This window comes from Coprococcus eutactus (assembly GCF_001404675.1).
Classification (GTDB): Bacteria; Bacillota; Clostridia; order Lachnospirales; family Lachnospiraceae; genus Coprococcus; species Coprococcus aceti.
Genome location: NZ_CYXU01000001.1, coordinates 157,422 through 173,929 on the forward strand (window position 1 = coordinate 157,422; position 16,508 = coordinate 173,929).

Consider the following 16,508-nt stretch of genomic DNA (forward strand, 5'->3'; position numbering starts at 1 on the left):
TGGTGAAATCAGGTATTTGAGCAATTTACTTGTGCAGTTATTACGATTGTGTTACAATAAGATGATGTATTTTTAACTTCAATAATCACTTACGGAGGATACTCATGAAGAAGAAACATTTAAAATATGCAGTGCTCTGCTTTGGACTTGCTTCCATGCTGGCATTTGCCGGATGCGGAAGCAAAGGTGACGATGCTACCACAGCCAATCCGACGGAGACAGAGGCGACCACAGAGGCAGTGACGGTGGCGACTACGGAAGCAACCACTGAGGCACAGCCGGAGAAGGACAAGGATGGCTTTACAATATGTAATGACAAAGTAAAGACTCTTGACTATGTGAATGTCAGAACGAGCCCATCAACTGATGGAGAGATATATCAGGAAGTTGCAAATGATGTTGAGCTGGACAGAATCGGTTATAACGATGAGTGGAGCAAGGTATCTATAGATGGTGGGGAATACTATATATTCTCGGAGCTCCTTGAGGTCGTAGGCGGAGGAGATAAGTCTGATGCATCGACTGAGGCGACAACAGAGAATTCATCGGATGCATCCACAGAACAGGGAACTACATCCAATGTTGGTGAGGGCAAGATGATAGTTATAGATGCCGGACATCAGCAGAATGCAAATGAAGAGACCGAGCCGATAGGCCCTGCTGCTACAGAGACAAAAGTAAAGGCAACCGTTGGCAACACAGGTGTATCAACAGGAATAAAGGAATATGAGCTGAATCTTCAGATCGCACAGAAGCTTGAGGCAGAGCTCACATCCAGAGGCTATACAGTTAAGATGATCAGAACATCGAATGATGTTGATATAAGTAATGCGACGAGAGCAGAATATGCGAACAACCTTAAGGCAGATGCAGTTATAAAGATCCATACAAATGGATCGACAGACGGTAATGCGACAGGTGTGATGACAGTATGTCAGACATCATCTAATCCATATAATTCAGCTATCTATGATCAGTGCAAGAGTCTTGCCACGGATGTTTTATCAGGACTTCTGGCTTCCACAGGAGCTAAGAGCGATGGAATATGGGAGACGGATACCATGAGCGGAATAAACTGGAGTACAGTTCCGGTAACCATAGTGGAAGTTGGCTATATGACTACAGCATCTGAGGAGGCACTTCTTGTAACAGACGATTATCAGAACAAGATCGCCAAGGGAATAGCAGATGGCCTTGATAAATATATTACAGAATAGAAGTCAGTAACATAAATAAAAATAGAGAACAGGATTACCTGTTCTCTATTTTTATTGTGGCATATCGAACCGGAGAAGACTGACCTCTTCTTCCGAGAGACTTCTGTAGGCACCTGTTGGAAGCGATTCGTCTATCTTCAGCTCACCCATTGCAATTCTTCGCAGAAAAGTAACTTTCATGCCAACGGCCTCAAACATTCGCTTGACCTGGTGAAAACGTCCCTCTGTTATTATGAGTTCGATCTCCGATCTGGCAGCGGTGCTGTCGGAAGATAATATGCGCAGATCTGCGGGCAGTGTAGGTTTTTCATCTCCGATATCCACACCTGTGGCGAAAAGGTTTATGGTATCATCTGTTACATATCCGTCAATCTCTGCGTAATATGTCTTGGGAATGTGGTGTGCAGGAGACAGAAGGTGGTGGGTCAGTGCTCCGTCATTTGTCAGAAGTAGAAGTCCTTCTGTGTCTATATCCAGCCGTCCCACGGGTGACAGGTCTTTTGTATTTTCTCCTTTTAGCAGATCGATAACGGTCTGATGCACGTTATCTTTGGTGGCGCTTACACACCCCGCAGGTTTGTTCAGGAGGAAATATCTGTATCTAGAATAATTCAGAATCCTGCCATTATATTTTATAGTATCGTTGTTCTCATCTATCTTTATATCTGAGGATTTAACCGGGGCACCATTGACGGTGACAGTGCCTTTTTTCACATACTGCTTTACCTGACTGCGGCTGCCGATCCCCATTTCAACTAGAAATTTATCAAGTCTCATAATGTACTCCTTTAGTTGACTGTATGATGTCATATGATACCACGAAAATGCGCTTTTTTCAGCAGAAAAGTTAAATGTTACAAAACACAACATGTCGTTACAAACAGTTGTGTAAAACCACTAGAAATTGGTATTTTTTTGTCAGAATCAGTTGACACATGCACATGTGTAGTGTATTATATTTAACAGAAATGTAACAAATGCGGTAACTTTGTAAAATTTAGATTACGAAATACTACATAGAAAATAGCTTGGATTAAGGGTAAAAGAGGAAAAATTAATGACTAGATCACGCAGTAAGTTTGGAAGATTTGTAGATCACATGAGAAGGAATGTTCTCAGTTATAAATATTTAAGACATAACATTTTGATGACAGCACTTGTGGTTGTAATGGCTCTTTGTGTATTTGCTGTCATAAGTTTTGGAGAGAAGGCTGACCCGCTTGCGGATGAATTATATGCGAATGATAGTGTGACTATCAACAAGAGTCAGGCAGTGATGATGGCAGACAGCAGTGTGCAGCTTGCCATCGACGCAGTGGTGCCTGCAGGAAGTTCAGTATCGGCCAACGATACGGCCAGAGTTGCCAGCAATGCATCAGGTAGTATACAGTCTGTGACTTCAGCGTCTACCGAGGCAGTGACAACAGAGGAAGCGACAACAGAAGAGACCCCTTCAGAGGTGCTTCCGGGCGTAACAGCATCAGTGATATATGATGGTGTGTATGTCCATACAGAGCAGTCATCAGAATCAGATATCATAGCTACAGTGAACAGTGGAGAGATGTTCGACGTTGTATCACAGGATGAGAGCTGGATAGGAGTTCAGTTATACGATGGCTCGATCGGATATATTTCAACAGAATATGTAAGTGTGGATGCCTCACTTCAGTAGTAGTGTATATGAGTACCCCTCACCCAGGTACGACCCAGTAAGACAGAAAAAGCAAGCCGCATGTCATTCAAGGATGGCGTGCGGCTTGCTTTTTTAGTGTTGTATTGACTGTTGCTCAATTGGTTAGCTTTTTGTAGTAGAAGCACGCCAGCTGTGTGCGGTCTCTCAGCTGCAGCTTGTCAAGGATGGAACTGATATAGTTTCTCACTGTACCCTCGCTCAGATACAGGCTTGATGCGATTTCTTTGTTATTCAGACCATCTGCAACAAGTCTGATAATATTCATTTCCTTGGAACTGAGTTCGTATTCCATTCCGGCAAATGGCGATGGCTGGACATCTGATGAGGTAGTGTCCATATGTCCAATAAGATCAGGGAGTTTTCCAACTATCTCATCCCCGAATACAGTCTGTCCATTGTATACTGCTTTTACTGCCGGTGCGATGCTCTCAAAATTCTGCTTCAGTATATATCCCTTTGCCCCGATACTCAGTGCTTTGATTATATATTCGTCATCTGAAAATGTTGTCAGGAGAAGAATGCGGGCATCCGGGTGAGAGGCCATGATAGTCTCAGAAGCCTCAAGGCCATTTATGTTCTCCATGCGGATGTCCATGAGTAGAACATCCGGTTGATATTCTTCGTACAGTCTGATCGCATCAGCTCCACTGCCTCCTGTGGCGGATACCTGTATGTCGTCGCAGGCTTCGAGTATGGTCTGAAGTGACAGTGCCACCAGTTGGTCGTCATCTATTATAACTACATTCATTTGTCGGTTTCCTCCTATTTATAATCAGGATATTTTGCATATCTGTTTGGAATTCAGTCTGTAAAATCTCTTTTCATGATATTGATCAATATGGAAAATCCGTCGTCGGTTGATATCTTCATTGTGCCTCCAAGTTTGTTTACTCTTTCCTGGATACCATTTAAGCCCATCCCGCCAGAAGCGCTTCCTTGTGCCGGGGATGGACCGGAGCGGATGTTCTGTCCATTGTCTGTTATATACAGTTGATAAAATGCCGGGTGTTCCCGCACGCGGATATCCATATGGTCGCCGTTGCTGTGCTTCAGCGTATTGTTAATGGCTTCCTTTACTATGTTGATGAATGAGTATTTGATCTCTCTTGGAAGCTTATCTGACATGTCGTAATCCATGTAGATGTCCATGTCGCTGACGTTGTTGATCACATCATCTAGGGCAGTGCGCAGGTCTATGGATTCATCGTGTAGATCGTGGACACTTTTTCTCATGCTGTCCATTGCGGTATCCAGCGTAGATTGCAGCTGTGCCAGGGGCTTCTCAAGACGCTCGTCTTTGTTGATAACTTTGATGGCACCGGTCTGAAGTATGGATCTGGTGAGCATATGACCGACATTGTCATGAATCTCCCGGGCAATCCTGTTTCGCTCTGACAGGGTGGCGGTGAGCACCATGTTGTCCTGATTTTCCAGCAACTGGCGTGTGTTCTGTGCAACCAGCATGTCATGTTCTGCAGTATTGTCCCTCATGGCAAGAAGCTCTGCCCTCAGCAGATTTATCCGGCAGCAGTACACGCTCATAGCAAATGAGAATGCGATGAGGCATATCTGCGGGAGAATTGACATCAGAGGATAGTTGACGCACATGTATATGGATAACAGGACAAGTATGACTGGTGACAGCCGTTGTCTGTATCTGTACATGTCGTAGCTGACTATGGACACGAACATATAGACTGGGTGCAGCCAGAATGCGGATACAAGATACGCGCATAGCAGTGCCTCGCATATGTATGGATATATTCTGCTGTGGTTCTCGGCGCCCTTCGTGGTGGCTCTGTTCACTGCGGAGATCCCGGCAAGTGCCGGATAGACCGCACCGGCAATGAGCGACAGGAGCAGTGCGATGATGATCCGGGTGTCCGTGGCAGTATTATGCGCATATATCATGACAAATGCTGAGACCAGCAGGAGCCCTTTGTTGATGAGATGTTTCATAATTATTCTCCATAATGTAGAAAATGCTGTAGTATATATCGTGCTGTCTGAATAGCCGTGCCAGGCAGTGTGTGCAGCCTAGTGTAATAATTATTATAAATAAATATGAGGGAAAAAGGAATATGACAAATGTCACATTGTGAAGATGACGTTGTTCACTGTGAAAACAGATCAAGGGTGTATATAATGAGAGCATGTAATAAAGAATGTAGCATGCTGATGCGTGCAGATTATCATGTTATGAACGACACTCATAAGGTAATGAGGGTCAAAAAACAGGATATCAAAACAGGAGGATATATATGAGTAATTCAGAAAATGCAATAGAGGTTACCAATCTGGTAAAGCGATATAAAGATCTACTGGCGCTGGATCATTTCAGTTTGACGGTGAAGGCGGGGGAGATACTTGGACTCCTTGGACCAAACGGCTCCGGCAAAACGACAACTATAAATTGTATACTGTCCCTGCTCACATTTGACAAGGGCGATATAAAGGTATTTGGCAAAGAGATGAAGCCCGACAGCTATGATATCAAGAGAGAGATAGGAGTTGTAATGCAGGATGTGGCGGTGTTCGATGAACTGACTGTATATGAGAATATTGATTACTTCTGCGGCCTTTATATAAAGGACAAAGAGAAGAGACGCAAATGTGTTGAGGAGACAATGGATTTCGTGGATATTGCGGATTACAGGAAATTCCTTCCAAAGAAGCTCTCGGGTGGACTGCTGCGAAGACTGAATATTGCCTGCGGAATAGCGCATAAGCCAAAACTTATATTCTTCGATGAACCGACAGTGGCGGTCGATCCGCAGAGCCGTAACAGAATACTTGAGGGGATCAAGCGTCTGAATGAGGAAGGTGCCACCATCGTATACACATCCCATTATATGGAGGAGGTCGAGCAGCTCTGTGACAGGATAGTCATCATGGACAAAGGAAAGTCTGTAGCTGTAGGAACAAAGGAAGAACTTAAGAAGATGATCAAGAACACTGAGACCATCAAGGTTGAGGTGCTTGGACTTACAGGCAAACAGATATCGGAGCTTCGCAGACAGCCGCATATGTATGAGGAGGAATATAGCGATGGTATGTTGACGCTGAGATATTCTGGTGGAAGACACAATCTGGTGAGACTCATGGAATTCTTCAAGGAGCACGATATATCATTTGGCAGGGTTGTTACGGAACTCCCGACGCTCAACGATGTATTTCTGGAGATCACAGGCAAGGAGCTCAGAGACTAAACGAAATTCAGGGCAGAGATATGAGATCGTTGAAATCGTATTGTATATGGAAAATTGAGATGAATCAGGATTAAAGGAGAGAATTATGTTTATACGGGACTTTTTATACACCATAAAGATCATGGTCCGAGGCAGGGTGTCGATCTTCTGGACACTGGTATTCCCGCTGCTTCTTGCAACATTCATGTACATGGCATTTGGCAACATATATGAACAGGATGAGATGTTCAGGAATATCAAGGTGGCAGTGGTCACTGAAGATGAATCGATAAATGGACTTAACTATGTGCTGGATGCGTTGTCGGATGGCGATGATGCCCTTCTGTCGGTTACGAGGATGAGCGAAAGCGATGCGGAGATGTCACTGGCTGATGAAGAGGTTGAGGGCATCATATATACAGATGATGTGAGACTTACAGTTGCAGAGAGCTCTGTCAATGCGAGCATACTTGAGACAGTGCTTTCTGAGTACAAGCAGTACGAGCATGCACTTAAGGATATATATAAGGATGGCATCGGACTCCAACAGTATATGTCTGGGACTTCCGGCGTGGATGATATGTCGGACCTTGTGGAAAAACTCTCAGAACAGAGATCATATTATACAGAGAAGGCCAGCACTGAGGGCAGCCAGAATGTGTATAACAATTATTTCTATGCCATATTTGCCATGAGCTGTCTGTTTGCATCACTTTCATCTATAGAGATGATGAGCAATCTTCAGGCAAATGTGAGCGCTACGGGAAAGAGAAAAAATGTGTCCCCACAGAGAAAAATGACATTTGTTTTGGCAGAGTTTGCTGCACTGCTGATTATACATTTTGTGGTCGAGGTCATAAGCTTTATATACATGTCCTGCATAGGAGTGGATTTTGGCGACAGAGTATGGGAGATCCTGCTTACTCTGTTTGTGGGCTGCTTTATCGGTCTGGCAATAGGAGTCATAGTTGGGGCTATATCAAAGCTTGCTGAGGGGACCAAGATAGGTATTGTGATCGGAATATCCATGGTGATGTCCATCCTTTCTGATCTGTGTATAAACGGAGTAAAGTATGAGATACAGCAGCACGTGCCGATTATAAATAAACTCAATCCCGCGGCTCTGATATCGGATTCATTCTATGCGCTGAATGTTTACAGTGACCACCAGGTTTTCACTGAGAATATCGTCATAATGACTATTGAGGCTGTGGTGCTCATAGCAGTTGGGATTCTCATGGTAAGGAGGAACAGATATGCAAGTGTTTAAATCTTTTTTCAAGGTTTTGAGAAAATATATTGGGCAGATGATCATGTATGTGGGAATCCTGTGTGGAGTCATGGTTGTGTTCATCAATGTGGGAAACACAGATCCACAGAACTATTATAAGGATAAAACGATCAAATATGCGGTGAGCGATGAGGATGGCAGTGAGATGAGCAGAAAATTGATGGCTTACCTGAATGATACGCAGCAGCTTGTATATGGCGTTGATATGGACGAACGAGGTATTCAGGATGCTCTCTACAACAGGGCGGTGGATTGTGTGATCAGGATACCAGATGGCTTTGGCGATGCATGGGCAAATGATACTGCGGATGGTCTGCTTGAGATAACGACTATCCCCGGAAGTCAGGCGTCCATGCTGTTTGAGACAAGGCTTGACAGCTACATGAATATGGTGTCTCTGTACAAGAGGGCCGGAGATGATGTGAACGATGCCGATAAGAGAGCGAGGACGGCACTTGAGCAGAAGGCTGAAGTCGATATGGCCGAAGGAAAGACCTCAGGACATTCCATGTTATATAATTTTTACAACTATCTGGGGTGGGTCATGATCTGCGTTATGATAATTGGGGTAGCGCCTGTTTTGCAGGTATATAACAGGAAAAAGCTTAGAGCGAGAATAGAGTGCTCATCATACAAATTTTTCAGGCTGAACAGGGAACTTGTCCTGGGGATGATGTTTACTGGATGCGTATTGTCTGTAGTATTTATAGCACTTTCCAGAATACTTATAAAATATGATATAGTCTCAGCAAGGGGCGGAATGTTCATACTCAATATGCTGGTGTATGCCTGTGTAGCACTCTCGCTGGCATTTCTGGTTAGCAAGCTTACCCAGAATGAACAGATTCTTTCCATGTGTGCAAATGTCATATCACTTGGAATGGCATTCCTCTGCGGGATATTTGTGCCGAGAGAGTTCTTAAGTGACACTGTGATGGCGATAGCACATTTCCTTCCAGCATATTGGTACGCAAATGCAACGGATGCCATCGACAATTTCGCATCCGGCAGTTCTGTGTCAGGCATATTTGTAAGCATGGGGGTGCAGATGCTATTCGCCGTACTGTTCATACTTGTTGGAGTGATCGTTGACAGGTACAAGACCGCCGGCAGGGCTATGGCTTAGAAAATACACTGGAAGTTATGAGGCATGGTCTGTTATAATGTTCTTTGGAGGGAGTATAGGAGGAACGAGAAAGTGCTTAAAAAGAAAGTGCTGAAACAGAACAACTTACTCAGACTGCAGAAGAGACTTGCAGTGGTTATGCTGGCCCTTACACTTGGACTCGGTACAGGGTGCGGCAAAACAGATGACGGAGCGGACGGTGCTGCGTCGTCAGAAGCAGAGACTTTGGCGGATGGTCAGACAAACGATCAGACAGATGTCGGAGCCGAAGAAGAAAATGGACAGGAGTCAAAAAAAGCTACGGAAGACAAGGATGAGCCTTATGTAGAGGGAACATATTCCAGTGATGCATACGATGTGGCAGAATTTACGGCAGAGCCTCGTAAGAAGACCGACGAAGAGGGTAATCGCGGTGTGTATTACGAGATATTTGTCAGATCATTTGCCGATTCAGACGGTGATGGTATAGGCGATCTGAATGGCGTCACGGAGAAACTTGACTATCTGAAGGAGCTCGGGATCGATGGGATATGGCTCATGCCGATCACTGCATCCGATACCTACCACGGATATTCCGTGACGGATTACATGGCGGTGAATCCCGATTACGGAACAGAGGATGATCTTAAGAGATTGCTTGACGAAGCACACAGCAGAGACATGAAAGTCATCATGGATTTGGTCATCAATCACACCAGTATCAATCATCCGTGGTTTCAGGCGGCAAAGTCCGATGAGAACAGCGAGTACAGAGATTATTACAGGTGGGTGTACAAGACCGATAAGAAAGACTGCAATCATCTTCTCGACAAATCAAGCTGGGGAGATATGGTGTGGCACCAGGAAGGAGACTTCTATTATTATGGTGTGTTCGGCGCGGATATGCCGGATCTGAACTATAACAATCCGGATGTTAGACAGGCTGCGAAGGATGCCGCCGGTCATTGGCTGGAGCTTGGTCTTGACGGTTTCCGTATGGACGCCGCAGTTCATATCTATGGGGCGCATGAGTTCAAGCAGCAGGAAGATTCTGAAGCGGCAAACATCAACTGGTGGAACGAATTTGCCGGTTACTGCGAGAGCATAAATCCTGATGTATACCTGGTGGGTGAGGTATGGCAGGATGACAAGGTGCTGGAAAATTATGTCCAGCCATTTGACACGAAGTTTGATTTCGCAATTCAGCAGAAGATACTGAACTGCGTACAGAAAGGCATGGCGGTGCCAGGCTTTGGTGATTCTCTTTCCGTGGCGATAGAGAATATACAGAATAAATATGACGGCGTGGATGTCAACTATCTGAATGGAGTATTTGGAGCAAATCACGATCAGGACAGGATAGCATCGTCGGTGAACAGCCTGGATAAGGCGAGACAGATAGCAGCGGTATATATGACACTTCCAGGCAATCCATATATTTACTATGGCGAGGAACTCGGAATGTACGGCAGCAAGCCGGATGAGATGATAAGGACACCATTCCTGTGGGGAGATGACAGTACATACAACACGTCATGGGAAAAGGACGATCAGAATGCAGAGACAAAGGGACTTGACCAACAGATGAAAGATCCGGATTCAATGTATTCATATTACAAGACACTGATAGCGCTTAGAAAAGACAATCCTGCCCTTATGAAAGGAAACTATAGAGCGGCAGCGCTCACAGGTGACAGTGTGACAGCATACTTCCGTGAGACAGATGGACAGAAACTGCTGGTGGTGCACAATTTTGCAGAGGGCGATCAGACGGTATCACTTGCTGAGTGCGGAGACATAACAGTTACAAATGTACTTTATTCAAGTTCTGGTGAGACAGGTGTGTCAGACCTTAGTTCAGTGAAATTAGCTGGAAATGAGAGTGTGGTACTGGAACTTGGTGAGTAGATAAAAAATCCCAATTTAAAGGAGGCTCTCCATGAAGAAAATACTAATAACGGGTGGTACAGTATTTGTAAGCCGGTATGCGGCGCAGTATTTTGTGGACAAAGGCTATGAGGTGTATGTGGTGAACAGAAATTCAAGACCGCAGGTTCCAGGTGTGAAACTTATAGAAACGGACAGGCATGACCTGGGAGACAAACTCAAAGACATCTATTTTGATGTTGTGGCGGACATAACCGCATATAATGCGGAAGATATCACAGACTTATGTGACAGCCTTGGTTCATTTGGTCAGTATATCATGATCAGCTCAAGTGCAGTGTATCCAGAGTATGGAGATCAGCCATTCCGTGAAGATTCAGAACGGGCACTCAACAGATACTGGGGGTCATATGGTACGGATAAGATTGCTGCGGAGGATGCATTACTTGACAGAGTGAGTGATGCTTACATACTCAGACCACCATATATTTATGGACCTATGAACAATGTATACAGGGAGGCTTTTGTATTTGACTGCGCCAGGGCGGACAGGCCATTTTATCTGCCCGGAGATGGTGGAATGAAGCTGCAGTTCTTCCATGTGAAGGATCTCTGTATCCTGATGGAGAGAGTAATAGAGGAAAAGCCGGAGACTCATATCATGAATGTGGGAAATGTGGAGCCGGTCACTATAAAAGACTGGGTGACGATGTGTTACGCCTGCTTTGATAAGATCCCTGCGTTTGTAAATGTCAGTGAGGATATAGAACAGAGAAATTATTTCAGTTTTTATAACTATGAATATTATCTCGATGTGCAGCAGCAGAACAAAATATACTCGGAAACAATATCATTGGAAGATGGATTGAAAGAATGCGCAGAGTGGTATGTGGAAAATGAATCAGAAGTTGGAAAAAAGTCATATATGGAATATATAGACTGTAATTTAAAATAATGTACGTTGGTGCAGCGATATTGTAAATGATATGTATTTAGGGAGATCTGGAGCTTCGGCTCCGGATCTTTTTTTATAGATATACATTCAAATATCGTCGAGATATACGATGTGTATAAATTCATTAAGAAAGTGTAAATTCGTTATAAGTGGGTTTACATCTTCGCTAGCATTGATATAATGCAGATACATAGTGAGAGAGTTCTTGACAATGATGGAGTTTTACTCATTGTTCTCAAATAAGATTTTAGTTCTTTTTTAGTAGAAATAAGTGATCTGAAATTTCTATAGTTTAATTTCCATAATGATTTTTGGCAAATATAAAATAATAAAGGAGTTACTGAATGATAAAAAACAGGAATGTTAGTATAATAACGGACGAAAATAATAATCAAATAGTAATTATTAATGACAAAAAATTTAAAGGCTTATCAAAAGATGATTGGCAGCAGATAGAAAAATACTTAAAAGGCTATATATCGGATTGTTATGAAATTACAGAAACAAATGATGTTGTTTATATTGGAAAAGAATTTCCGTCTGAATATGCAGGTTCGAAAAGCAGAATTGCATTAAAAGGTGCAAGAAAAAAGGCAAAGGCATCAGCATCACAGGGAATTCCAGAGCTAATAAAAATAGCCAAAAATCCACGTTGGGAAGAGAATAAAGAGCAAAAGCATAATAAAGATGCTAAATATGGTTGGTATAGATATGATATAAGGTTTGGACTGCCTGTGTATGATGATAAAACGGGCAATTTAGATAGATATAATATATTCACAGCTATTCTTCTTATAAAACATTCAGAGGATGGTAATAAGTACCTGCATGATATTACCACAATAAAAAAAGAAACGAGCAGCCCGCTTGAGTCGTAAAACTGTACGGTGAAAACCCATTTCTTTTGATATATTCTATTTCAGTCTTTTTGTTTTGTCAAGAAAAAAACATCCTCCATCATATTCATAACGAGTATGATGGGGGATGTTTCATGTCTACACTATAATAAATTACTTATTGTTAGCGTTGTCCTTCTCCTCACGCTTCTGATCCATCATAGCACGAACCTTCATTGAAAGACCGAACAGGTTGATGAAACCTGAAGCATCCTTGTGATCGTAGAGGTCGCCAGTTGTGAATGAAGCAAGGCTCTCTGAGTACAGAGTATAATCTGATGTAGTACCAGCCTTGATGATGTTACCCTTGTAGAGCTTCATCTTTACATGACCAGTTACACGCTCCTCAGTCTTGGCAACAAATGCTGAAAGGCTCTCGCGGAGAGTGCAGAACCACTTTCCTTCATATACAAGTGCTGCGAACTTTGTTCCAACAAGCTTCTTGTACTCCATAGTATCACGGTCAAGTGTGAGCTCCTCAAGCTGCTTATGAGCCTCTGTGAGGATAGTTCCACCAGGTGTCTCGTATACACCACGTGACTTCATGCCGACAACACGGTTCTCAACGATATCGATGATACCGATACCGTGCTTTCCGCCGAGCTTGTTCAGCTCACGGATGATATCAGAAGTCTTCATCTTCTTGCCGTTGAGTGCTACAGGGTAGCCCTTCTCGAAGTCAAGGTCAATGTACTCAGGCTCATCAGGTGCCTTCTCAGGTGTAACTGAGAGAACCAGAAGGTCATCGTAGTTTGGCTCATTTGCAGGATTCTCAAGCTCAAGGCCCTCATGGCTGATGTGCCAGATGTTACGGTCACGGCTGTAAGAATGCTTTGCATCAAATGGAAGATCGATGCCGTGTGCCTTACAGAAAGCGATCTCATCCTCACGTGACTGCATTGTCCACTCAGGCTGTCTCCATGTAGCGATAACCTTGATGTCCGGTGCAAGAGCCTTGATAGAAAGTTCAAAACGAAGCTGGTCGTTACCCTTACCTGTAGCTCCGTGGCAGATGGCAACAGCGCCTTCCTTACGTGCAACCTCAACGAGCTTCTTGGCAATGATAGGTCTTGCAAATGAAGTACCGAGAAGGTACTTGTTCTCATATACAGCGTCAGCCTGAACTGTTGGCATGATGTACTCATCGCAGAGCTCATCTACAACATCGATGATGTAAAGCTTCTCAGCTCCTGAATACTTTGCTCTCTCGTCAAGTCCCTCAAGCTCGCTCTCCTGACCTACATCTATACATGCACAGATAACATCGTATCCGTATGTCTCCTTTAACCATGGGATGATGGCAGTGGTATCAAGACCGCCTGAATAAGCCAGTACAACTTTTTCTTTAGCCATTTTAATAAATCCTCCTATAAATATAGTGTTTTGAAAAATTACTTTATAATATATTCCATTTTTCGCCTACATGAACTATACAACGCAAATGTATATTATGCAAGCAATTTTTCAAAATATCCATTTAATCAGCGTATAATATGCATGTGATTTATACATGGATACATAGCTAAATGGCGGCAAAAACGTTGATGAACCGTATATTTTTAACGATTATGCAAATATTCAAAAAAACCATTGCATAATATGCAATCAAAATGTATAATTATAAAAAGTTTTTTGTAGGAGGGATAACATATCGTCTGATTAGATGAATGTTGACTAGGCTGACTAAGTGGGTATACAATCAAACAGGATATGCCTTAAGACAAATCCGTGGGAATGGAAATATAAATTTTTACATATATATGGAGGCAGTTATGATTAAGGTAGGAATTATCGGATCGACAGGATACGCAGGACAGGAGATAGTAAGAATCCTTCTTGGACATAAGGAAGCGGAGATCGTATGGTACGGTTCAAGAAGCTTTATCGATCAGAAATATTATCAGGTATACGGCAATATGTTCCAGATCGTGGACGCAAAGTGTATGGACGACAACATGGAGGAGCTTGCATCAAAAGTAGACGTCATATTTACAGCTACACCACAGGGACTGTGCGGATCACTGGTGAATGAGGAGATTCTGTCAAAGGTGAAGATCATAGATCTCAGTGCAGATTTCAGAATAAAGGATGTTGCTACTTATGAGAAGTGGTACAAGATAGAGCATAAGAGCCCACAGTTTATTGACGAGGCTGTGTATGGTCTTTGTGAGATCAACAGGGAGGATATAAAGAAGTGCAGACTTCTTGCAAACCCTGGATGCTACACAACATGTTCCATCCTTTCACTCTACCCACTGGTTAAGGAAGGTCTGGTTGATGCCAACTCCATCATCGTTGACGCCAAGTCCGGAACATCAGGTGCAGGAAGAGGCGCGAAGATCGCAAATCTTTACTGTGAGGTCAATGAGAGCATAAAGGCTTATGGAGTTACGACACACAGACATACCCCTGAGATAGAGGAGCAGCTTGGATATGCGAATGGCAGTCCGATAGTTATCAACTTCACTCCACACCTTGTTCCTATGAACAGAGGAATACTTGTGACAGCATATGCCAACCTCAAGGAGAAGGTCGATTACGATACAGTGAGAACCGCATACGATAAGTACTATGCAAATGAGAGATTTATCAGAGTCCTCGACAAGGATGTATGTCCTGAGACAAGATGGGTTGAGGGCAGCAACTATGTGGATGTCAACTTTAAGATAGATGAGAGAACAAACAGAGTCATCGCCATGGGCGCACTTGACAATCTTGTAAAGGGTGCTGCAGGTCAGGCGGTTCAGAACATGAACATCATGTTTGGATTTGACGAGGCAGAGGGTCTCCGCATGGCTCCTGTTTTCCCATAAATTTGGAAATAAGGTGGTAGGATGAAGATAATTCCGGGAGGCGTGACAGCTCCTGCTGGATTTCGTGCAGCGGGACTACATGTTGGAATAAGAAGAAATAAACTGAAAAAAGACATGGCACTTCTGGTGAGTGATGTTCCTGCACATGTAGCGGGAGCATTTACACAGAACATGGTTCAGGCAGCACCGGTCATATACGACAGGCGGCTTTGCCAGAATGTGGGAATGTGTCAGGCACTGGTTGTAAACAGCGGTGTGGCAAATACCTGTACTGGCGAACAGGGAATCCACGATGCTGAGGCCATGGCGGCCCATGTAGGTAAGAGCCTTGGCATAGATCCAAGTACGGTTGCGGTGGCTTCTACAGGAGTCATAGGAATGAGACTTCCGATGGATGTCATACAGAGCGGTATAGATATGCTGGTGCCGGAGCTTTCATATTCTATAGATGCCGGAGTGGATGCCGCGGAGGCGATCAAGACGACTGATATCTATAAGAAGGAGATAGCCGTAACTTTAGAGATCAAGGGGCAGCAGGTCACCATAGGAGGCATGTGCAAGGGATCCGGAATGATCAATCCAAACCTTGGGACCGTACTCAGCTTCATCACGACAGATCTGAATATCAGCTCAGAGCTGCTAGGCAAGGTGCTGAAGTCAGATGTGGTCGATACATACAATATGGTGTCTGTGGATGGAGACATGTCTACAAATGACACGGTAATGATATTTGCAAATGGCATGGCGGGCAACGAGGAACTGCTGGAGACCGATGACGACTTTCCTGCATTTGTCGAGGCAATAAGATATATCAACCGCGCATTTGTCAGAGCGATAGCCTCGGACGGCGAGGGTGCTACCAAGATGTTTCAGGTGGATGTGTCGGGCATGCCGGATAAGGATACTGCAAGACATCTGGCAAAGGCGATAGTGGCCTCCAATCTTGTAAAGTGTGCCATGTACGGAGCTGATGCCAACTGGGGCAGAATAGTGTGCGCCATGGGACAGAGCGGCGTGAAGTTTGATCCGTACAGGGTGGATATAGAGATAGCCAGTGTGGCAGGACATCTTGAGATCGTAAAGCATGGAGTGACAACTGATTACGATGAGAAGGAAGCAAGCCACATACTCTCAGAGAAGCAGATAAAGCTCAAGGCGCATATGAATATGGGGGATGAGATGGCCACAGCGTGGGGCTGCGATCTCACATATGACTATATCAAGATAAATGCGGATTATAGAAAGTAAAATCCAGTGAGATAAGCCATATAAAAATGGAAGCAGGTTATAAGATAAAACATATTGCGTAAATTTAAAAATAGATTGTAGTCAATAAATCAAATAAGACTAAATTGAGACGATGCGTTAATCGTTGACATTGATCAGGCTGGAAGATAAAGTTGAAGGCAAAAGACAGATAAACCTAAGGTAGATAAACCGAAGATATATAAATATAGAAGAAA

The 16,508-nt window shown here is 43.7% G+C and carries 14 protein-coding genes; 10 read left to right on the forward strand and 4 right to left on the reverse strand.

All coding sequences use genetic code 11. From position 1 onward, the window contains the following. The first annotated feature begins 104 nt into the window (after positions 1 to 104). Positions 105 to 1,217, forward strand: a complete 1,113-nt coding sequence (locus ARA78_RS00730) for an N-acetylmuramoyl-L-alanine amidase family protein (RefSeq protein WP_015533208.1) — start codon at positions 105 to 107, stop codon at positions 1,215 to 1,217. A 51-nt stretch (positions 1,218 to 1,268) separates the two neighbouring features. Here the strand turns inward: ARA78_RS00730 and ARA78_RS00735 are convergent, their stop codons facing one another. Beyond that, complete coding sequence (locus tag ARA78_RS00735; protein ID WP_055279838.1) at positions 1,269 to 1,994, reverse strand: pseudouridine synthase; 726 nt, start codon at positions 1,992 to 1,994, stop codon at positions 1,269 to 1,271. A gap of 280 nt (positions 1,995 to 2,274) precedes the next feature. Here ARA78_RS00735 and ARA78_RS00740 point away from each other — a divergent pair, with 280 nt between their 5' ends. Next, a complete protein-coding gene (locus ARA78_RS00740) occupies positions 2,275 to 2,889 on the forward strand; it encodes an SH3 domain-containing protein (RefSeq protein ID WP_015533206.1) in 615 nt (204 codons plus the stop codon). A 115-nt stretch (positions 2,890 to 3,004) separates the two neighbouring features. Here ARA78_RS00740 and ARA78_RS00745 read toward each other — a convergent pair whose 3' ends face one another. Both ARA78_RS00745 and ARA78_RS00750 read right to left on the reverse strand, forming a co-directional pair. Further along, complete coding sequence (locus tag ARA78_RS00745) at positions 3,005 to 3,658, reverse strand: response regulator transcription factor (RefSeq protein WP_015533205.1); 654 nt, start codon at positions 3,656 to 3,658, stop codon at positions 3,005 to 3,007. 53 nt (positions 3,659 to 3,711) lie between these two features. Further along, on the reverse strand, positions 3,712 to 4,869 hold the full coding sequence (locus ARA78_RS00750) for a sensor histidine kinase (protein WP_055279839.1): 1,158 nt from the start codon (positions 4,867 to 4,869) through the stop codon (positions 3,712 to 3,714). A 302-nt stretch (positions 4,870 to 5,171) separates the two neighbouring features. Here ARA78_RS00750 and ARA78_RS00755 point away from each other — a divergent pair, with 302 nt between their 5' ends. The 6 genes from ARA78_RS00755 (at position 5,172) to ARA78_RS00780 (ending at position 12,214) form a co-directional block, all read left to right on the forward strand. Next, complete coding sequence (locus tag ARA78_RS00755) at positions 5,172 to 6,119, forward strand: ABC transporter ATP-binding protein (protein ID WP_015533202.1); 948 nt, start codon at positions 5,172 to 5,174, stop codon at positions 6,117 to 6,119. Positions 6,120 to 6,204: 85 nt separating this feature from the next. Further along, positions 6,205 to 7,368 carry an ABC transporter permease gene (locus ARA78_RS00760; RefSeq protein ID WP_055279840.1) on the forward strand — a complete coding sequence of 388 codons (1,164 nt, stop codon included), beginning with the start codon at positions 6,205 to 6,207 and terminating at the stop codon, positions 7,366 to 7,368. Further along, positions 7,355 to 8,515 carry an ABC transporter permease gene (locus tag ARA78_RS00765; protein ID WP_055272561.1) on the forward strand — a complete coding sequence of 387 codons (1,161 nt, stop codon included), beginning with the start codon at positions 7,355 to 7,357 and terminating at the stop codon, positions 8,513 to 8,515. The genes ARA78_RS00760 and ARA78_RS00765 overlap by 14 nt, the downstream gene beginning before the upstream one ends. Before the next feature lie 72 nt (positions 8,516 to 8,587). After that, complete coding sequence (locus ARA78_RS00770; RefSeq protein ID WP_055279841.1) at positions 8,588 to 10,402, forward strand: alpha-amylase family glycosyl hydrolase; 1,815 nt, start codon at positions 8,588 to 8,590, stop codon at positions 10,400 to 10,402. Between the two features lie 31 nt (positions 10,403 to 10,433). Beyond that, positions 10,434 to 11,336: an NAD-dependent epimerase/dehydratase family protein gene (locus tag ARA78_RS00775; protein ID WP_055279842.1), complete on the forward strand. Its 903-nt coding sequence runs from the start codon at positions 10,434 to 10,436 to the stop codon at positions 11,334 to 11,336. A gap of 344 nt (positions 11,337 to 11,680) precedes the next feature. Next, positions 11,681 to 12,214: a hypothetical protein gene (locus ARA78_RS00780; RefSeq protein WP_004848629.1), complete on the forward strand. Its 534-nt coding sequence runs from the start codon at positions 11,681 to 11,683 to the stop codon at positions 12,212 to 12,214. A gap of 132 nt (positions 12,215 to 12,346) precedes the next feature. On the opposite strand, the gene ARA78_RS00785 is transcribed toward ARA78_RS00780, so the two are convergent. Next, positions 12,347 to 13,585 (reverse strand): argininosuccinate synthase, encoded by a 1,239-nt coding sequence (locus ARA78_RS00785; RefSeq protein WP_004848633.1) that lies wholly within the window; start codon positions 13,583 to 13,585, stop codon positions 12,347 to 12,349. Between the two features lie 419 nt (positions 13,586 to 14,004). Here ARA78_RS00785 and argC point away from each other — a divergent pair, with 419 nt between their 5' ends. Further along, complete coding sequence (gene argC, locus ARA78_RS00790) at positions 14,005 to 15,045, forward strand: N-acetyl-gamma-glutamyl-phosphate reductase (RefSeq protein ID WP_022217176.1); 1,041 nt, start codon at positions 14,005 to 14,007, stop codon at positions 15,043 to 15,045. A 21-nt stretch (positions 15,046 to 15,066) separates the two neighbouring features. Beyond that, positions 15,067 to 16,293 carry a bifunctional ornithine acetyltransferase/N-acetylglutamate synthase gene (argJ, locus tag ARA78_RS00795; RefSeq protein WP_055279843.1) on the forward strand — a complete coding sequence of 409 codons (1,227 nt, stop codon included), beginning with the start codon at positions 15,067 to 15,069 and terminating at the stop codon, positions 16,291 to 16,293. Positions 16,294 to 16,508 lie beyond the last annotated feature (215 nt).

What these genes read in the sequence shown, in the direction of transcription:
- ARA78_RS00775 (WP_055279842.1), top strand. Translation starts at nt 10,434, where the DNA reads ATGAAGAAAATACTAATAACGGGTGGTACAGTATTTGTAAGCCGGTAT.
- ARA78_RS00765 (WP_055272561.1), top strand. Translation starts at nt 7,355, where the DNA reads ATGCAAGTGTTTAAATCTTTTTTCAAGGTTTTGAGAAAATATATTGGG.
- ARA78_RS00780 (WP_004848629.1), top strand. Translation starts at nt 11,681, where the DNA reads ATGATAAAAAACAGGAATGTTAGTATAATAACGGACGAAAATAATAAT.
- ARA78_RS00735 (WP_055279838.1), bottom strand. Translation starts at nt 1,994, where the DNA reads ATGAGACTTGATAAATTTCTAGTTGAAATGGGGATCGGCAGCCGCAGT.
- ARA78_RS00740 (WP_015533206.1), top strand. Translation starts at nt 2,275, where the DNA reads ATGACTAGATCACGCAGTAAGTTTGGAAGATTTGTAGATCACATGAGA.
- ARA78_RS00760 (WP_055279840.1), top strand. Translation starts at nt 6,205, where the DNA reads ATGTTTATACGGGACTTTTTATACACCATAAAGATCATGGTCCGAGGC.
- argJ (WP_055279843.1), top strand. Translation starts at nt 15,067, where the DNA reads ATGAAGATAATTCCGGGAGGCGTGACAGCTCCTGCTGGATTTCGTGCA.
- ARA78_RS00755 (WP_015533202.1), top strand. Translation starts at nt 5,172, where the DNA reads ATGAGTAATTCAGAAAATGCAATAGAGGTTACCAATCTGGTAAAGCGA.
- ARA78_RS00785 (WP_004848633.1), bottom strand. Translation starts at nt 13,585, where the DNA reads ATGGCTAAAGAAAAAGTTGTACTGGCTTATTCAGGCGGTCTTGATACC.
- ARA78_RS00730 (WP_015533208.1), top strand. Translation starts at nt 105, where the DNA reads ATGAAGAAGAAACATTTAAAATATGCAGTGCTCTGCTTTGGACTTGCT.
- argC (WP_022217176.1), top strand. Translation starts at nt 14,005, where the DNA reads ATGATTAAGGTAGGAATTATCGGATCGACAGGATACGCAGGACAGGAG.
- ARA78_RS00745 (WP_015533205.1), bottom strand. Translation starts at nt 3,658, where the DNA reads ATGAATGTAGTTATAATAGATGACGACCAACTGGTGGCACTGTCACTT.
- ARA78_RS00750 (WP_055279839.1), bottom strand. Translation starts at nt 4,869, where the DNA reads ATGAAACATCTCATCAACAAAGGGCTCCTGCTGGTCTCAGCATTTGTC.